Annotated in this window: 12 protein-coding genes; 4 read left to right on the top strand and 8 right to left on the bottom strand. The window is 32.0% G+C overall.

The genetic code is table 11. The features are described 5' to 3' along the window. Positions 1-16 precede the first annotated feature (16 nt). From LG651_RS13585 to LG651_RS13555, 7 genes are all read right to left on the bottom strand, one after another. Positions 17-1,405, bottom strand: a complete 1,389-nt coding sequence (locus LG651_RS13585) for a tetratricopeptide repeat protein (protein ID WP_226696660.1) — start codon at positions 1,403-1,405, stop codon at positions 17-19. A 161-nt stretch (positions 1,406-1,566) separates the two neighbouring features. Beyond that, positions 1,567-2,748 (bottom strand): aspartate aminotransferase family protein, encoded by a 1,182-nt coding sequence (locus LG651_RS13580; protein WP_226696659.1) that lies wholly within the window; start codon positions 2,746-2,748, stop codon positions 1,567-1,569. Beyond that, positions 2,749-4,905 (bottom strand): OstA-like protein, encoded by a 2,157-nt coding sequence (locus tag LG651_RS13575; protein ID WP_226696658.1) that lies wholly within the window; start codon positions 4,903-4,905, stop codon positions 2,749-2,751. It lies immediately after the preceding gene. A gap of 111 nt (positions 4,906-5,016) precedes the next feature. Continuing rightward, complete coding sequence (locus LG651_RS13570) at positions 5,017-6,291, bottom strand: adenylosuccinate synthase (protein ID WP_226696657.1); 1,275 nt, start codon at positions 6,289-6,291, stop codon at positions 5,017-5,019. A 9-nt stretch (positions 6,292-6,300) separates the two neighbouring features. Continuing rightward, positions 6,301-6,756, bottom strand: coding sequence for a Fur family transcriptional regulator (locus LG651_RS13565; protein ID WP_044626013.1), 456 nt, complete (start codon positions 6,754-6,756; stop codon positions 6,301-6,303). Positions 6,757-6,779: 23 nt separating this feature from the next. Beyond that, positions 6,780-9,005, bottom strand: a complete 2,226-nt coding sequence (locus LG651_RS13560) for a RelA/SpoT family protein (protein ID WP_226696656.1) — start codon at positions 9,003-9,005, stop codon at positions 6,780-6,782. A 47-nt stretch (positions 9,006-9,052) separates the two neighbouring features. Beyond that, positions 9,053-9,646: a non-canonical purine NTP diphosphatase gene (locus tag LG651_RS13555; RefSeq protein ID WP_226696655.1), complete on the bottom strand. Its 594-nt coding sequence runs from the start codon at positions 9,644-9,646 to the stop codon at positions 9,053-9,055. 185 nt (positions 9,647-9,831) lie between these two features. On the opposite strand from LG651_RS13555, the gene LG651_RS13550 reads away from it, so the two are divergent. The 3 genes from LG651_RS13550 to LG651_RS13540 all read left to right on the top strand — a co-directional run bounded on the left by LG651_RS13550 (position 9,832) and on the right by LG651_RS13540 (position 15,627). Next, positions 9,832-14,802: a PAS domain-containing protein gene (locus tag LG651_RS13550; RefSeq protein WP_226696654.1), complete on the top strand. Its 4,971-nt coding sequence runs from the start codon at positions 9,832-9,834 to the stop codon at positions 14,800-14,802. Positions 14,803-14,811: 9 nt separating this feature from the next. Next, on the top strand, positions 14,812-15,228 hold the full coding sequence (locus LG651_RS13545; RefSeq protein ID WP_226696653.1) for a response regulator: 417 nt from the start codon (positions 14,812-14,814) through the stop codon (positions 15,226-15,228). Positions 15,229-15,327: 99 nt separating this feature from the next. Continuing rightward, positions 15,328-15,627 carry an HPF/RaiA family ribosome-associated protein gene (locus LG651_RS13540; protein ID WP_226696652.1) on the top strand — a complete coding sequence of 100 codons (300 nt, stop codon included), beginning with the start codon at positions 15,328-15,330 and terminating at the stop codon, positions 15,625-15,627. Here LG651_RS13540 and rlmH read toward each other — a convergent pair. Next, entirely contained in the window at positions 15,624-16,097 is a 474-nt protein-coding gene (gene rlmH / locus LG651_RS13535; protein ID WP_226696651.1) for a 23S rRNA (pseudouridine(1915)-N(3))-methyltransferase RlmH, read from the bottom strand. The genes LG651_RS13540 and rlmH overlap by 4 nt on opposite strands. 133 nt (positions 16,098-16,230) lie before the next feature. On the opposite strand from rlmH, the gene nadC reads away from it, so the two are divergent. Then, positions 16,231-17,091, top strand: a complete 861-nt coding sequence (gene nadC, locus LG651_RS13530) for a carboxylating nicotinate-nucleotide diphosphorylase (RefSeq protein ID WP_226696650.1) — start codon at positions 16,231-16,233, stop codon at positions 17,089-17,091. Positions 17,092-17,111 lie beyond the last annotated feature (20 nt).

The following is a 17,111-nucleotide window of genomic DNA, read 5'->3' as shown; positions in this document are numbered from 1 at the left end:
TTAATTAAACCTTGTGTTAAAGATTTGTTTTTAGAATGTTTTTTACTTGTACTTTACTAACTACTTCTGGGAACAACTCTTCGAGAATAAAGGCATAATCTTCGTCATGTTTTAGTCCATTTTTTAAATAAAATACACCTTTATTGTTTTCGTTTAACGAAAAGAATAATCCTGCCAATCGGTATTCTAATTCGGCATTGTCTGGATAAAAGTCTATAGCTTGTTCAAAATTAAAAATAGCTGCTTCTGGCTCACCTAGTTTTATTAATAAATCGCCTCTAGATAACCAGGTATTAAGTTCGTAGTTTCCTAATTCTAATGTTTTTTTAAAGCCTTTTTCGGCTTCTTCATAAAACTTTAATCGTTGGTTAATTTGAGAATATAATTTCCAGATTGTTGCATTTTCGGAGTTTATATTTAAAGCAGATTTTATGTAAGACAAGGCTTTGTTATAATCTTTTTTCTTGTAAAAAAATCGTGTAAGCGCGATCCAGCCCTTATCTAACGATGGATCTTCACGAGTTACTTTGGTATAAAACTGAAGCGCTAAATCTGTTTTTTTTAGTTTTTCGTAACAATTACCAATGCGGAGCAAAGCAAAAGCAGAAGGGTCGTCTAATGTTAAGGTAATAGTATAACTTTCGATGGCATCTTGGTATCGTTTTAATTTTTCTAAAACTTTACCGCGTTCTAGATATGCGCCAACAAAGGTATCATCTGAAATTATTGCGAAATCGAAAGCTGCAAGTGCTTTTTTGTAGTCTTTTAAAACTAAATATTGTTTACCTAATTGATGCCATGCCACTTCGCAATATGGGTTGGTGTCTAAGAAGATATTTAAATACGAAATAGCTTCTTCGTATTGATTTAAAAATTCAAAGCAATAAATAATATTATATAAGGAAGAAAAGTCGGTTTGATCTTCTTCTAAACATTTCATAAAATAGGTTTTGGCATCTTCATATTCATCTAAAAATAAATACTCCATACCAATTAACGAGTATAAATCAACTGCATCATCAGTTAAACTAACGGCTTTTTTTAACACTTTAATCGCTTGGAGATGGTCGTCGCGTTTAGAAAAAATATTTGCCTTTTGAATGTAAATTTCTTCATTTGTAGGATCGAGTAAATGAAGCTCGTTTAGCATATCGTCGGCTTCCTTAAGCTTATCTTCAAAAACCATAACTTCTACTTTAAAAAGCTTTAAGTTAACCGAACTTGGGTGTTGGTCTAAACTTAATTTAATGGCTTTTTTGGCCAAAGCAATTTTACCTTGATTAAGATAGTGATGAATAATGTTCTCGAATTCTTCAGAATCAAAAAATAAAACATGGTTGGTTTTAAGCATTGATTCAAATTTTGTTAGCGGTAAGTTATTGTTGTCTTCCGGACTAAAATCCATAAGCAAATTTGTGATTTGTTCTGTACTAAAGTTAAATTCTATTTTGCTTTGTTAACAAAAAAATAAGAAATGTTTTTAACAAAGTAATCAACAACTCTGTTAAAAATGTCTATAAATATATGATTGATAATGTGTAGACTAATAATTTTAAAATGTGAAAATTATGATATGATTTCATTTAAAATTGATAAAATAATATTACAGCCTTTTTTAATTTCTTGTTTAGAAATTGTTAGTGGTGGTGTAATTCTCACTGCTTTTGGCTCAAATAATAACCAGAAAAGTATTAAGCCTTGGTCCTTACATTTTAAAATAAGTTGGTTTGTTATATCGGCATTCTCCATTATTAAGGCAAGCATGAGTCCCTTGCCTCGAATTTCCTTTATTAAGGGATGAACCAGCAGTTTTCTGAATAATTTTTCTTTTTCTAAAGTTTCATTTATTAAATTGGTTTCTGTAATTTCTTTAAGTGTAGCTAAAGCAGAGGCTGCAATAACCGGATGTCCGCCAAAAGTTGTTATGTGTCCTAGTTTGGGGTTATCTTGTAATAAAAGCATAAGTTTTTTTGAAGCCGTAAAAGCACCAATTGGCATACCTCCGCCAAGTGCTTTTCCGGTAACTAAAATGTCCGGAGTACAATTATAATGTTGGAAACCAAAAAGTTTACCAGTTCTGCCAAAACCTGGCTGAATTTCATCTAAAATTAATAAGGCGCCAACTTTGTCGCATCGTTTTCGAACGGCTTCGAGATAGTTTTTTTGAGGTAAAATAAAACCTGCTCCACCTTGAATAGTTTCTAATATAACGGCAGCCGTTTTTGTAGTTATGTTGTTTAAATCTTCAAACTTATTAAATGAAATAAACGTAACGTTTGGCAGCAACGGCCTAAAAGCTTGTTTGCGTTCCTCGTAACCCATAACACTCATGGAACCCATTGTATTGCCATGATAAGCATTTTTAACGGAAATAATTTCGCTTCTACCGGTAGCCCGTTTTACAAGTTTTAATGCTCCTTCGATGGCTTCTGTACCAGAATTAGTTAAATAGGTTTGTTCTAATGGTTCTGGAAGATTTTCTGCTAATAATTTAGCAAGCTCTACAGCGGGTTTTTGCACGTATTCGCCATAAACCATGACGTGCATATATTTGTCTAATTGCGTTTTAATAGCTTCAACTACTTTGGGGTGATTATGCCCTAATGGTGTAGCCGAAACACCCGCAACAAAATCTAAATGCGCATTGTTTTCAATATCATAAATATAAGAACCTTTGGCATGCGAAATTTCTAAGCCTAAAGGATGCGGTGAAGTTTGTGCTTGGTATTTTTGGAAATAATTCAGCATTTAATTTTTTGAATTTAATACCGATGACCCCCAAATGAAAATTTTGTCGTCGGCTTCAATATTATAGATTAAAAATTTAAATTGATTTCCTTTGTCTGAAATTTCCGTAGTAAAACTATATTTTTTCCAGGAATTTACCAGTTTAATTTCTACTGTCTTATAAGTTGTCCATGGTTTTCCTGTTTTTTGGGCAGATAAATTTATGGTTCCAGAGCCTTTAAGCCAAATGGAAAAAGTTAAGTTTTTAACAGGGGAAGAAATATACTGAACAATTTGACCTTTTTCATTGTTTTTTCCATCCCAAATAATTTCGTCGGCTTCCATATTTCCGTTAGGAGAGTCTAGAGTATTTGGCTTAATTTTTACTTTAATTTTTTGCCATTTGGGATTTTCAAATGCGTTTGGAAATACGAGTAAATTCATACTTAAACTTTTCTTTTCAGATTCGATTTCTTTAAGTATTAACTCGGGCGACATATATCCGGCCATTTCAACACGGGCTAGCATCTCATCATCAAAAAATACATCTTGCGGAATATAATCTTCTAAACCTTTAATAATTGGTAATTCAAGAGAAGGATCGTCCTTAAATAAATCATCAACACTCAGTGGTCTTTCGTCTTCTCTCCAGTCAAAATCTTTAAGAATACGCTCTTTTTCGGGTGATTTTGATTCAGGTGACAAAGTGCCATCAACTTGATTAAATCTGGTATATTCTTCAATATCTCCATTTGCAAAAAGCATGGAAATACTGCCCGATTTTGCCTTATCTATACCAATAAGCGCTTGTTGCTCGTCTCTAGCCCAAATAATAGACTCTGCGTTTTTGGTAATATCGACTTGGCGTAGTTGGTTTTCTTCATTAAATAACCCAACTAGACTAAGTCCTTTAATTTGATTAAAACCTGTTTTACTTACTGTATCTTGACTAATAACAAAGGCATTATTAAACACCAATAGCGAATCGAGTTTTTCGGTTTGGTTATTTGATATTAAATGAATGGTGTCTCCAGTCATTTGGTTTTCATAATTCCATAAAATAGGTTTCCGTTTTGTTGAAAATTTATCGTTGGAATTTAACTTAGAAATATTAATTAATTTAGTTAACCCAGTTTTTTGGTTGGAGTAAATAGAATCGGCCTTTCCACTAATGTCGGACTTAAATATTTTAGCATTATAATAGGCGTTTATAATTCGGTTTTCGGGTTTGCCAGTAACCATAATTTTATCGGCATGCATATAAATAGAATCATTTTCTTGTACCGAAATGGCTAAAGCTCGTTTAGTAATAAATACTGAGTCTTTTGCTTTATATACTTCGGCATAATGGCCTTTAATTATGCTGTTGTTTAGTGTGTCGGTAATTTTTATATTATTAGTTGCCGATGCGAAACTTATTTTGTTGTCGAAATATAAACTATCGCCTTCCACAATACGGTTGTCGTAGTTAATTTTAGAATTTTTAACTGTGTATCCAATTTTATTCTCGGTATCGTAAAAACCCTTTTCGCAATAGGTTTTACTTTCTGGGTTTGTTATGGTTGAAGGACCAAAAAGGTAAGCATGACCAGAATCGGAATAAAAATCGAAGTAATTTGAGTTTATGGTTGTACTGTCGTTTACTAAAACCACATCTTCTACAAACTGGTACTTTTTCATATCCATAAAATAGCGTCCAATTTTACTGGTAATAGTTCCTGATGAATCTTTTACTACCGTACCACCAGTTCTATAAAAAGCCTGTTGATTGAGTTTATCGTAATACAAAGTATCTGATGAAATAGTTGAATTAGGGTCTTTTAACACCACTTCGCCATGAGCAAATGCCAATTCGGTTAAACCACTATATTCTATATATTTTGAAGTCATATTAATAGTATCACCTTGAATTAGTTTTACGTTACCATAAGCTTCAATAAAATCTTCTTTACTGTAATGAATGGCTTTGTCGCACCACATGTGTGTTCCTTGATGATATATTTGAACTTGTTGGGCATCATCGCGTGTTAAAATTTTAGCACCTGGGTAGTTGGCTTCATCAATAGTTAATTTACCGGCGTATTCAATTTTAATTTTTTTGTTTTCTTGAGAAAATGTGTTTGAAACAGAAATAAAATTAAAAACGAACGCTAAAAATAGAACTTGTAGTGTCTTCAAAATATTAAAAGTTTGTCGCAAAAATAACGATAAATATGATGTTTAATTGCTTGTAAATAAAAAACGCTCCAAATTTATATTGAAGCGTTTAGAAGAAATTTTATTAAATATTTAATTTCTAAATATAGTTTGTTTTCTATCTGGACCAACAGAAACAATAGTAATTGGAATTTCTAATTCTTTTTCTAAAAATGCAATATAATCGTTTAACTCGCTTGGAAGTTGTGATGCTTCAGACATGCCAGTTAAATCTTCATTCCAGCCTTTAAATTCTGTGTAAATAGGCTCAACATTTTCAGGCTCAATATTATATGGTAAATGTGCAATTTCTTCACCTTTATATTTATAGGCGGTACAAACTTTAAGGGTTTTAAAACCTGAAAGCACATCGCCTTTCATCATCATTAATTGGGTAACACCATTTACTTGACATGCGTATTTTAAAGCGACCAAGTCTAACCATCCACAACGACGACGACGACCTGTGGTTGCTCCAAATTCGTTACCAACACGTCCCATTGTTTCGCCATCTTCATCGAATAACTCGGTAGGGAAGGGGCCAGAACCTACACGGGTAGTGTAAGCTTTAAAAATGCCAAATACATCACCAATTTTGTTTGGAGCAACCCCTAAACCAGTACAAGCACCTGCAGCGGTTGTGTTGCTAGAGGTTACAAATGGGTATGTGCCAAAATCGATATCTAGAAGAGAACCTTGAGCTCCTTCGGCTAAAATAGATTGACCCTCTTTTTGGGCTTGGTAAATATACTCTTCAGAATCTATAAAGGTTAAAGATTTCAAAACATCGATAGCTTTAAAAAAAGCGTCTTCTAATTCTTTTAAATCATATTCTATATCAACGTCGTAATAGGCAATCATCGATTCGTGCTTGTCGGCCAAATTACGATAACGTTCTTTCCAATCGCTAAGTTCTAAATCTCCTACACGAATACCGTTACGTCCGGTTTTATCCATATATGTTGGGCCAATTCCTTTTAGGGTAGATCCAATTTTAGCTTTTCCCTTAGAGGCTTCGCTTGCGGCGTCCAACAGGCGGTGAGTAGGTAAAATGATGTGAGCCTTTCTAGAAATAAGTAACGATTTTTTGTAATCGATGTTATGCTCGTCAAGTTTATCTAATTCCCCTTTAAAAATTACAGGATCGATAACTACACCGTTACCAACAAGGTTGATAGCATTATCGTGAAAAATTCCTGAAGGAATGGTGTGTAAAACGTGCTTTTTGCCGTTAAAAACTAATGTGTGTCCTGCATTTGGGCCACCTTGAAAACGTGCAATAATATTGTAATTTTGGGTAAGCACATCAACAATTTTTCCTTTGCCTTCGTCTCCCCATTGAAGTCCTAGTAGTAAATCTACTGCCATTGTAAAAAGTTAGTTGTTTGTATTAGGTTTTCTGTTTCCGTAAAAATAAAGTGAGTGGTTATTTATTTCGATATCGAAAACTTCTTCGATTGTTTTTTTTATAGATTGAATTCTTGGGTCGCAAAACTCAATAACTTCACCTGTATCGGTTAAAATAACATGATCGTGTTGTTTATCGAAATACGACTTTTCGTATTGCGATTGGTTTTGCCCAAATTGATGCTTTCTTACTAAACCGCACTCTAAAAGCAACTCTATGGTATTATAAAGTGTAGCGCGAGATACCCGATATTTCTTATTCTTCATATTTAAATACAAAGACTCTATATCGAAATGCTCGTTATTGTTGTAAATTTCTTGAAGTATAGCGTAACGCTCTGGTGTTTTACGGTGTCCTTTTTTTTCTAAAAAGTTTGTAAAAACGCTTTTTACTATTTCTTGGTTCTTATCTGCTGTTGTCTCCATAATATCGTGGCAAATTTACACTTTTATACTCTTGTAACCTTATCTATACCATTAATTTTTTTAAGTTTTTGAAGAAGTGTTTTAATTATTGTGTTATTTTTAACAATTACGCTTACTTTTCCTGAAAATAAGCCATCGTTACTTTTAAAACTTATACTTTGCATATTAACATGCATGTTTTCTGAAATTATTTTGGTAATATCGTTTACTAAACCAATATGGTCAATACCTGTAATAATAATTTTAACTAAAAATTCTTGTTGGGTTGAATCTATCCATTTGGCTTGCATTATGCGATAGGCGTAGTTCGATTGCAAGCTTACCGCATTTGGGCAATTGTATTTATGTACTTTTATACCTTCGTTTACTGTTAAAAAACCAAATACAGAATCTCCTGGAATAGGGTTACAACAATTAGATAATTTATATTCTAGTTTTTCTTCTTCTTTACCAAAAACTATAGAATCGTAATTTACTGTGATTTCAGGTTTATCTAGTTCTTCTTTTTTTATCGGGGTTTTTCTAGATATTTTGTTTTTAATATAGGTCATAAAACTATTGCTTCGTGACGATGCAAAGTTTTTTATCATTCCATTATCTATGGAACCCATACCAACTCTATAAAATAAGTCTAAACTTGTTTTTAAATCGAAAAAACGCACTAAATCGTTTACCGTTTCTTCATCAAGATTAATTTTAAGGTGTTTTAGTTTACGCCTTAAAATTTCTTTACCATCTTCTCCTATTTGCTTTTTATCTTCTCGTAGGGCAGATTTAATTTTGGCTCGTGCTCGCGCTGTTGTGGCATAGTCGAGCCAGTTAGAATTTGGTTTAGAGTTGTCTGAAGTAAGTATATCAACCTGGTCGCCGCTTTTTAAACCATGGCTTAACGTTACTAGTTTACCATTTACTTTGGCACCACGAGTACGCATACCCACTTCGGTATGAATGCTAAATGCAAAATCGAGAGCGGTTGCTCCTTTGGGTAAGGACTTTAATTCACCTTTGGGTGTAAAAACGAAAATTTCTTTGGAGTAAAGGTTAAGTTTAAACTGCTCAACAAAATCTACTGCATTTAATTCTGGACTTTCTAAGGCTTCTTGTAAGCGGTTTATCCAACTTTCTAGATTATCTTCTTTTTCGTTGGCTTGTTTGTATTTATAATGTGCCGCATAACCTTTTTCTGCAATTTCGTTCATGCGATTACTTCGTATTTGTACTTCTACCCAACGCCCTTTTGGTCCCATTACTGTAATATGTAAGGCTTCGTAACCTGTGCTTTTGGGTGAGGAAATCCAATCGCGTAATCGGGTCGGGTTTGGTCTAAAGTGGTCGGTCACAATAGAGTATATTTTCCAAGCAATGAATTTTTCGGTTTTCGGATCTGTATCGCATTGGTAAATTATTCTAATAGCGAATTTATCGTAAACTTCTTCGAACGATACACCTTGGTTCAACATTTTTCTTCTGATAGAAAAAATAGATTTCGGTCGACCTTTAATAGTGTAGTTTAAGTTTTCTTTATTTAATGAATTCTCGATTACTTCACTAAATTGTTCAATATATAAATCTTGTTCTTCCTTGCTTTCTTTTATTTTATCTAAAATGTCTTTGTAGGTGTCGGGCTCGGTATATTTTAACCCTAAATCTTCAAGTTCGGTTTTAATATTGTAAAGCCCAATTCGATGTGCAAGAGGCGCATAGATGTATAAGGTTTCCGAGGCAATTTTAATTTGCTTGTCGGCTCTCATGGAGTCCATGGTTTGCATATTATGCAACCTATCGGCAATTTTTATAATTATTACACGTACATCGTCGTTAAGCGTAAGTAACATTTTACGAAAGTTCTCGGCCTGTAGCGAAACATCCATATCTTGTTCCTTACTAAGGGAAGAAATTTTTGTTAATCCAGCAACAATCGTTGCTACAGTTTTGCCAAATAGTTTTTGGATGTCTTCAATTTCGTAATCTGGACTGTCTTCAACAACATCATGAAGCAGAGCAGAAGCAATGGAGGTGGCATCTAACCCAATTTCTTGAGCTACAATTTTTGCTACGGCTATAGGATGAAAAATATATGCTTCACCCGATTTTCGGCGTTGGTTTTTATGGCCATCTACGGCAATTTCGAAAGCTTTACGTATTAGTTTTTTGTCGTCGTCTGTTAGTGTAGTGTAACTAACTTTTAACAACTCTTTGTAAGCTTTTGTAATGGCAATATTTTCTTTTTCTATAGCTTCTTCAGTCATAAATTAAAATTAAAACAATATTGCTTAATTCGCAACAACATTATTCATTATTTATTCGAGGCTAATAGTTTATTGTTAAGGTATGTAATAAGTTTTTTTGTTGCTTTACCGCGATGTCCTATTTCATTTTTGAGTTTTAAATCCATTTGGGCAAAAGTTTCGTCAAAATTTTCGGGCTTAAAAATGGGGTCGTATCCAAAGCCGTTATCTCCCGTTTTAGAGTGTGTAATTATGCCTTTACAAATGCCTTCAAATGTAAAAATAGTATCATCTACAGCTAATGCAATAACTGTTTTAAACTGGGCATTTCTGTTTTTGTTTTTAGATAAATTAGTGAGTAATTTATTCATGTTGTCGTCTGCGTTTTTTTGTAACCCAGCATATCTGGCAGAAAACACACCTGGTTCGCCATTTAATGCGTTAACTTCGAGGCCTGTATCGTCTGCAAAACAGTTGTATCCATACTTGTTTTTTATATAACTTGCTTTTTGTTTGGCATTTCCCTCGATAGTGTTTTTAGTTTCAGGAATGTCTTCAAAACATCCAATATCTTCTAAACTCAAAATGGTTAAATGCTTAGGAAGTAATTTTTTAACTTCAATAATTTTGTTTTTATTGTTGGTTGCAAAAACAAGTTTCATAAGGTTTCGTGTTTTTTTGATATAAAATAACTATATTTACTACAATACAAGTCCCAATTCTATAAATTATTTAAGATTTTCTCTCACCTTAAGATTTGTATTTATAGATCAAAGATAAAATGAAAATGAAATTTATTTAGCTTCAAGCAAAGAATAAATTACAATGATGAATTAATGAGAGAATAATGAATCAAACAGCCAACCTAATTAAAAATTACCATAAGCTTATTGTAGAACAAGCTCCTGTATCTATTGCCATGCTAGATACAAACATGGTATATATTGCCGTATCGAACAAATGGTGTAAAGACTACAGAAAAGAAAATGAAATTATAATAGGAAGATCGCATTATGATGTTTTTCCAGAAATAGGAGACGATTGGAAAGAAAAGCATAAGGCTTGTTTAAATGGAGCAATAGATGTTTGCGATGAGGCACCGTTTGTAAGGCATGATGGGACAGTACAATGGATTTATTGGGATGTTAGACCTTGGTATAATGAAGACGACAGCATTGGAGGATTATTAATGTTTACAGGCGACATTACAGACCAATACAAACTAAAAAAAGAAAGTGATAGGGTAAAAAAAATATTGGATAGTACCAATAAAATTTCTAAAATAGGTATTTGGGAACTTGATTTAGTTACAGATAATTACACCCTAAATTCTGTTGCAAAAGAAATATTAAAACTACCTGATAATTACAATCCCAAAGGAAAAGACACCTTTAATTTTCTTAGCGATAATTATAAAAAACGTTTAGAAGAGGCTGTAAAAGAAGTTATTGTAAATAAAACATCATTTGATATTGAGCTTCAAGTTGAAACCTATACTGGCGAGGTAATTTGGATTCGAGATATTGGCCAAGGCGAGTTTTTTAACGATAAATGCATAAGGCTATATGGTTGTTTTCAAGATGTAACGCATATAAAAGAGGAAAATTTAAAGACTCAAAAGCAAAATGAAAAATTAAATGAAGCACAAAAAATTGCTAAGTTAGGCCATTTTAGCATTAAAATTCCCGGAGGACAGGTTGTCTGGTCTGATAACCTGTACAATATCATGGGAATGAGCAGAGGTGTTGAAGATATTTCTATTAACACCGTAATTAATTTAACTGTTGAAGAAGATCGTGAGAAATTAAATAAACATTTTGAAAAAACTCTTGCAGAAAAACAATTTGGAGAAGAGTTAGTACATCGTGTTTTAACACCAAAAGGCGATTTAAAATATATTCGTGTTTTAGGAGAGGTTGTAACAAATGAAGACTCAAGTATAACAGAGATTATAGGTACTTGCCAAGATATTACCCAGCAACGTGTTGCAGAATTAAAGTTTAAAGGTTTACTAGAATCTGCTCCAGATGCCATGATAATAGCCAATGTTAGCGGTGTAATACAAATTGTAAATAAAGAAGCTGTAAAACTATTTGGATATGAGCCTCACGAAATAGAAGGTAAACCAGTTGAGATTTTAGTTCCAGATAGGTTTTTGGGGCATCACAAAAGTTTACGAGATGGATATCATAAACAACCTAAACATAAACAATATCTTCAAAATAAAGATCTATTTGGAAAGAAGAAAAATGGAGAAGTTTTTCCAATACAAATAAGCTTAAGCCCAATACAAACCGAAGAGGGAAAGTTGGTATCTGCTGCCATACGCGATATTACCAGCCAAAAAAAGGCAGAACAGGAAATTTTAGATAAGAATAGAATGCTAAATTTTGCTGAAAATTTAGCTAAAATGGGAAGTTGGGAGTACAACCTAGAAACCAATATCATAAAATGGTCTAATGGTATGTATAAGTTGTTGGATTTTGAAGAAGCCGGTTTTCCAATTACATTAAAATATTATTATTCTTTTATTCACCCGGAATACAAAGAATATGTAGAAAATGAATTTGTAAATATTTTTAAAACCAAATCTTACGGCGATGTTAAAGAATATAAAGTTATAAGTAACACAGGTGCAATAAAAATATTACAATCTAAAGGGGAATTAATAAAAAATAGCGACGGACGTATAATCGTCATAAAGGGCACAAGTCAAGATGTAACTAAAGCAAGAGAAATAGCGCAAGAGATTGAGAAAAAACAAGAGATGCTAACTTTTGCAGAAGATCTGGCTAAAATTGGGAACTGGCAATGGAGTGCTAAAGCCGATGTGTTTTATTGGTCGGATGGGTTATATAACTTATTAGAACTAGATAAAGCTACCGTGCCCAAAGTTATAGATGCAGATTATTACTTAAAATTTGTTCACCCAGACGATCTTGAATATGTGTTATTAGAAATAAACAAACTATCCAAAACAAAAAAGAAAGAAAAAGTAATAATTTATCGGGTAATTACAGCAAAAGGCAATACTATAATTGTAGAAACTAAAGGAAAAGTTGTATTCGATGTTAATGGTAACATTGAATTGGTTAAAGGTACCATGCAAAACGTTACCAAAGAAAAGGAATTAGAATTAGAGCTAACTAAGAAAAACGATATGCTAAATTTTGCCGAAGATTTAGCAATGGTTGGGCATTGGCAATGGGATGTGTTAAATAAAACAACACAATGGTCTAACAACATGTATAAAATTTTTGATTTAAAAAAATCGATAAAAACGATTCCAGACGGCTTTTACTTTAACCTTATTCATCCAGACGACAGAGAATATTTTGCACTAAATATCGAAAACGCTATACGTTTAAAAAAGTTCTCAGGCACATTGGTCTACAGAGTTATAACACCAAAAGGGAAAATTAAAACGGTTCATTCTAAGGGAAAGTTAATTACAAACAAAAAACATAAATTAATTCAAATACATGGTACAACTCAAGATGTTACCAAGCAGAAAAAATTAGCCGAAGATATTATTGAAAAAAATAGTATGTTGAGTTATGCAGAAAACCTTGCCTTATTAGGTAATTGGCAATGGAATGTGCAAACAAATTCGGTTGTATGGTCGCAGGGATTTAATAATATTTTAGAAATAGATAAACCAATAGATAATCCGACTTTTGAGTATTATTTCGAGAATTTTATTCATCCAGACGATAAATTACATTTTGCAGAATATGTTCAAGAAACAATTTCTAAAAAATATTTTGGTGAGTCTATTGAAGTTCGGGTTTTAACTACCAAAGGCAAAACAAAAGTTATAAGTGTAATAGGCGAAGTTATAACCGACGAAAACAACGAGGTTTTAATATTAAAAGGCGCAGCACAAGATATTACAAGTCATAAAAGAACAGAAATTTTAATTAAGCAAAAAAATGAAATGCTTAGTTATGCCGAAGGTCTTGCCTTAATGGGGAATTGGCATTGGAATGTTGAGACTAATGACTTAACATGGTCTTCTGGAAAAGATAAAATATTAGAATTAAAAAAACCTTTAAAAGAAAAGTCTTTTGAGGTGTACCTTAATAAATTTGTTCATCCAGATGATAAAGATTATGTAACAAGCAGAATGGCGCAAATATTTCAACATAAAACTTTTGGAGAGGTTATCGAGCATCGCATTATTACAGAAAATAAGAATGTAAAAATTATTCATTTATTTGGCGAGGTTGTTACTAATACCAAAGGGGAAATAAAATTTATGAAAGGAACATGCCAAGATGTAACGAAGCAATATGAAACCCAAAAATTAATAGAACAGAAAAATGAAATGCTTAATTATGCCGAAAATTTGGCTTTAATAGGTAATTTTAATTGGAACTTTATAGACAATACTTTAACCTGGTCCAATGGTATTAAAAAAATATTGGATATAAACGAAACACTTGATGCAATAACATTAGAGTATTACTTAAGTTTTGTACACCCAAAAGATTATGTAAAAGTTAAACAACGTTTAGACGAAGTTGTAAAAAATAACCTTTTCGAAAAACCATTACAGCATAGAATTATTACTAAAAAGGGAATTTTAAAGCATATTTTAATCAAAGGAAAAGTTGACTCGAACGACGGGGAAATTAATTGCATAAAAGGAACTTGTCAAGATATTACACAGCAAAAAGAAATAGAAAGCAAATTACTTGAGCAAAATAGAATATTAAGTAGTGCAGAAAATTTGGGTGTAATGGGTAATTGGGTAATACATGTGCCAAAAGATGAAATGGTTTTATCTCAAGGCTTATTTAATATTTTAGAAGTTACAAGCCCTCCTGAAGAAATATCTTTTTTAAATTATTTTTTGCCAAAATTTGTTCACCCACTCGACCGAGATAAAATTTTAAGGAAATTTGAAAAAACTATAAAAGATAAATCTATTGCCATTGAAAGCTTACAACATAGAGTTATAACAACTTCAGGTAAAGTAAAAGACGTCATTATTCAAGGAGAAGTTATTCTTAATGAGAAAGGAGAATTAGATCTTGTGCGGGGTACTATGCAAGATGTTACAGCTCAAGTTAAAGAGCAAAATCGTATTTTAAAAATAAATAAACGACTAGAAGTTTTAGCGGAGCGCTTAACTGTTCAAAACACACAGCTTTCAGATTTTGCTCAAATTACATCTCATAATCTAAGAGCCCCCGTAAGTAACTTAAACTCATTGCTAGATGTTTATTACGATACAGAAACAAAGGAAGAAAAAGATTTAGTTTTCGATAAATTCAATATTGTAATTAATCATTTAACATTAACATTAAACACTTTGGTTGATGCATTAAAACTTAAAAACACAGAAGTTAAGCAAGAACTTGTATTTTTCGATGAAATGCTTCATCAGGTAAAGCAATTGTTGTCATCTCAGATATCTGAAAATCAAGTTATTATAAAAAGTGATTTTAAGCAACAGAATAAAATTTTATATAACAAACAGTATTTTGAAAGTATTTTACTTAATTTAGTTGAGAATGCTATTAAATATAGGTCTCCAGATCGAATACCTGAAATAAAAATAACTAGTGAATTAAATACCAATGGTAATTTAAAGCTAATTATTGAAGATAACGGGTTGGGAATAGATTTAAGACGTCATGGCAATAAAATATTTGGTTTAAACCAAGTTTTTCATAAACATCCAGATGCAAAAGGTATTGGTTTGTTCATGACCAAGGCTCAAATAGAAAGTATGGGAGGCTCTATTATGGTATCAAGTACTGTTAATGAAGGCACTACATTTGTAATTAATTTTTACAATGCACAAACTTAAATATAATAAATGAAGAAAACCGTAAACATTTGTATTGTTGATGATGATGAAATTTATCAATTTACTACACTTCAAGCTCTAAAAAAGATAAGTGTAGAAAAAAATATCATGGCTTTTTATGACGGTGAAGAAGCTTATAATTTTTTAATAAATAATATTGATGACGACAGTAAGTTGCCGGATATCATTTTTTTAGACATAAACATGCCAATCATGGATGGTTTTCAGTTTATGGAAGAGTATGTGAAAATTAAACCTAAGGTTGGTAAAAAAATATTAATTTACATGGTCTCTTCTTCTGTAGACCCAGCAGATATCGAAAAAGCTAAAAATATTGCAGATATTTCAGATTATATCATTAAACCAGTAAAACGTGGCGAGTTACAAGCCATATTTTTAAAATTGCAACGTGAAGGCAAAATTTAGCTCGTAAAATATTAACCATGTTTTATGACTTTTATCAGAAATTTTAAGAAAATAATCTTTTACTTTTAGGCTAAATTAAAAACTAAATTTTATAAGATTATGACAGTAAATATTCAGTATGTAGACTTAAAAACGAGTGAATCGTTATCAGAATTTACTAGAAACAAATTAGCCAGTTTGTTTAATAAATTTGAATTTTTAATAAGCGCAGAAGTTCATTTTAAAAAAGATGAAAAAGACTTCGAAAATGGTAAAATTTGCAATATTGAGTTAAGTTTACCCGGCCCTCGACTTTTTGCAACCTCAAATACGCACAACTTCGAGGTTTCTATTCGCGAAACCATTAGCGATTTAGAGCGTCAATTAAAAAAGCGAAAAGAAATTTTTAAGGTATATTAACGATGATGATAGGGTTCGTTACGTAAAATAGTAAAACCTCTATATAGTTGTTCAATAAAAAATAAACGAATCATTTGATGGGAAAATGTCATTTTAGAAAGTGATATTTTCCCATTTGATTTTTTATAAACATCTTCAGAAAATCCGTAAGGGCCACCAATAACAAATACAAGCTGCTTTATACCAGAATTCATATGCTTTTGTAAATAATTAGAAAAAGCAATCGAATCGTGTTGTTTACCATTTTCGTCAAGTAATATTAAAGCATCAGTAGTATTTATTTTACCTAAAATAAGTTCACCTTCCTTTTGCTTTTGTTGGGCTTCACTTAAATTTTTCGAATTTTTAATGTCCGGTATAATTTCAAAAGTAAACTTAACGTAAAAGGACAGTCGTTTCTCATATTCAGTAATTAATGAAATTAAAGATTTATTGTCTGTTTTTCCAATACACAAAAGTTTAATCGTCATAAAGGTAAAATTTGTAGTGCGAAATTATGAATAATGAATTTAAATTCATCATAAATAGCAAATTCATAAAACTAAAATTTAATAAAGTCGATCATTTTTTTATTTTTGTTCAAAACTAACCCAAAAAGTACAAATGATTACACAAGAGCAGTTCGATACAGAAGTTAAAATGATAATTGCTAATGCTATTAGAGAAGATGTTGGTGACGGCGATCATAGTTCATTGGCTTGTATTCCTGATAATGCAAGAGGACGCGCAAAGCTTTTAGTAAAAGACAAAGGCATAATTGGTGGTGTTAATTTTGCGAAAAAGGTATTTGCCTATGTCGATAAAAATTTAAGGCTCGATGTAAAAATAGAAGATGGTACACCAGTATCATTTGGAGATGTGGTTATGTACGTCGAAGGATCTTCGCAATCTATATTAAAAGCAGAACGTACTGTTTTAAACGCCATGCAACGTATGAGTGCCATTGCGACAAAAACAAAAATGTTTGTAGATTTAATAGAAGGTACAGGTACTAAAATTCTAGATACACGTAAAACCACACCAGGCATTCGCATTTTAGAAAAGTGGGCGGTTAAAATTGGTGGAGGTGAAAACCATAGGTTTGCTTTATACGATATGATTATGCTTAAAGATAATCATATTGATTTTGCTGGAGGAATTACCAAGGCTGTTGAAATGACAAAAAATTACCTTAAAGAAACAGGTAAAGATTTACAAATTATGGTTGAAGCCAGAAACTTAACCGAAGTTGAAGAAATTTTACAAAACGATGGTATTTACCGTATACTACTTGATAACTTCGATTATGAAGATACTCGTAAAGCAGTAAAACTTATTGGTAACCAGTGTTTAACCGAATCTTCTGGTAATATTAACGAAGCAACAATTAGGTTTTATGCAGAGTGCGGTGTAAATTATATTTCTAGTGGTGCCTTAACACATTCGGTTTATAATATGGATTTAAGCTTAAAAGCCGTAAAATAATATTAGGTTATAATTTCAAT

The organism is Neotamlana sargassicola, assembly GCF_020523965.1.
Classification (GTDB): Bacteria; Bacteroidota; Bacteroidia; order Flavobacteriales; family Flavobacteriaceae; genus Neotamlana; species Neotamlana sargassicola.
This window is presented reverse-complemented; position numbering and strand designations above follow the sequence as displayed.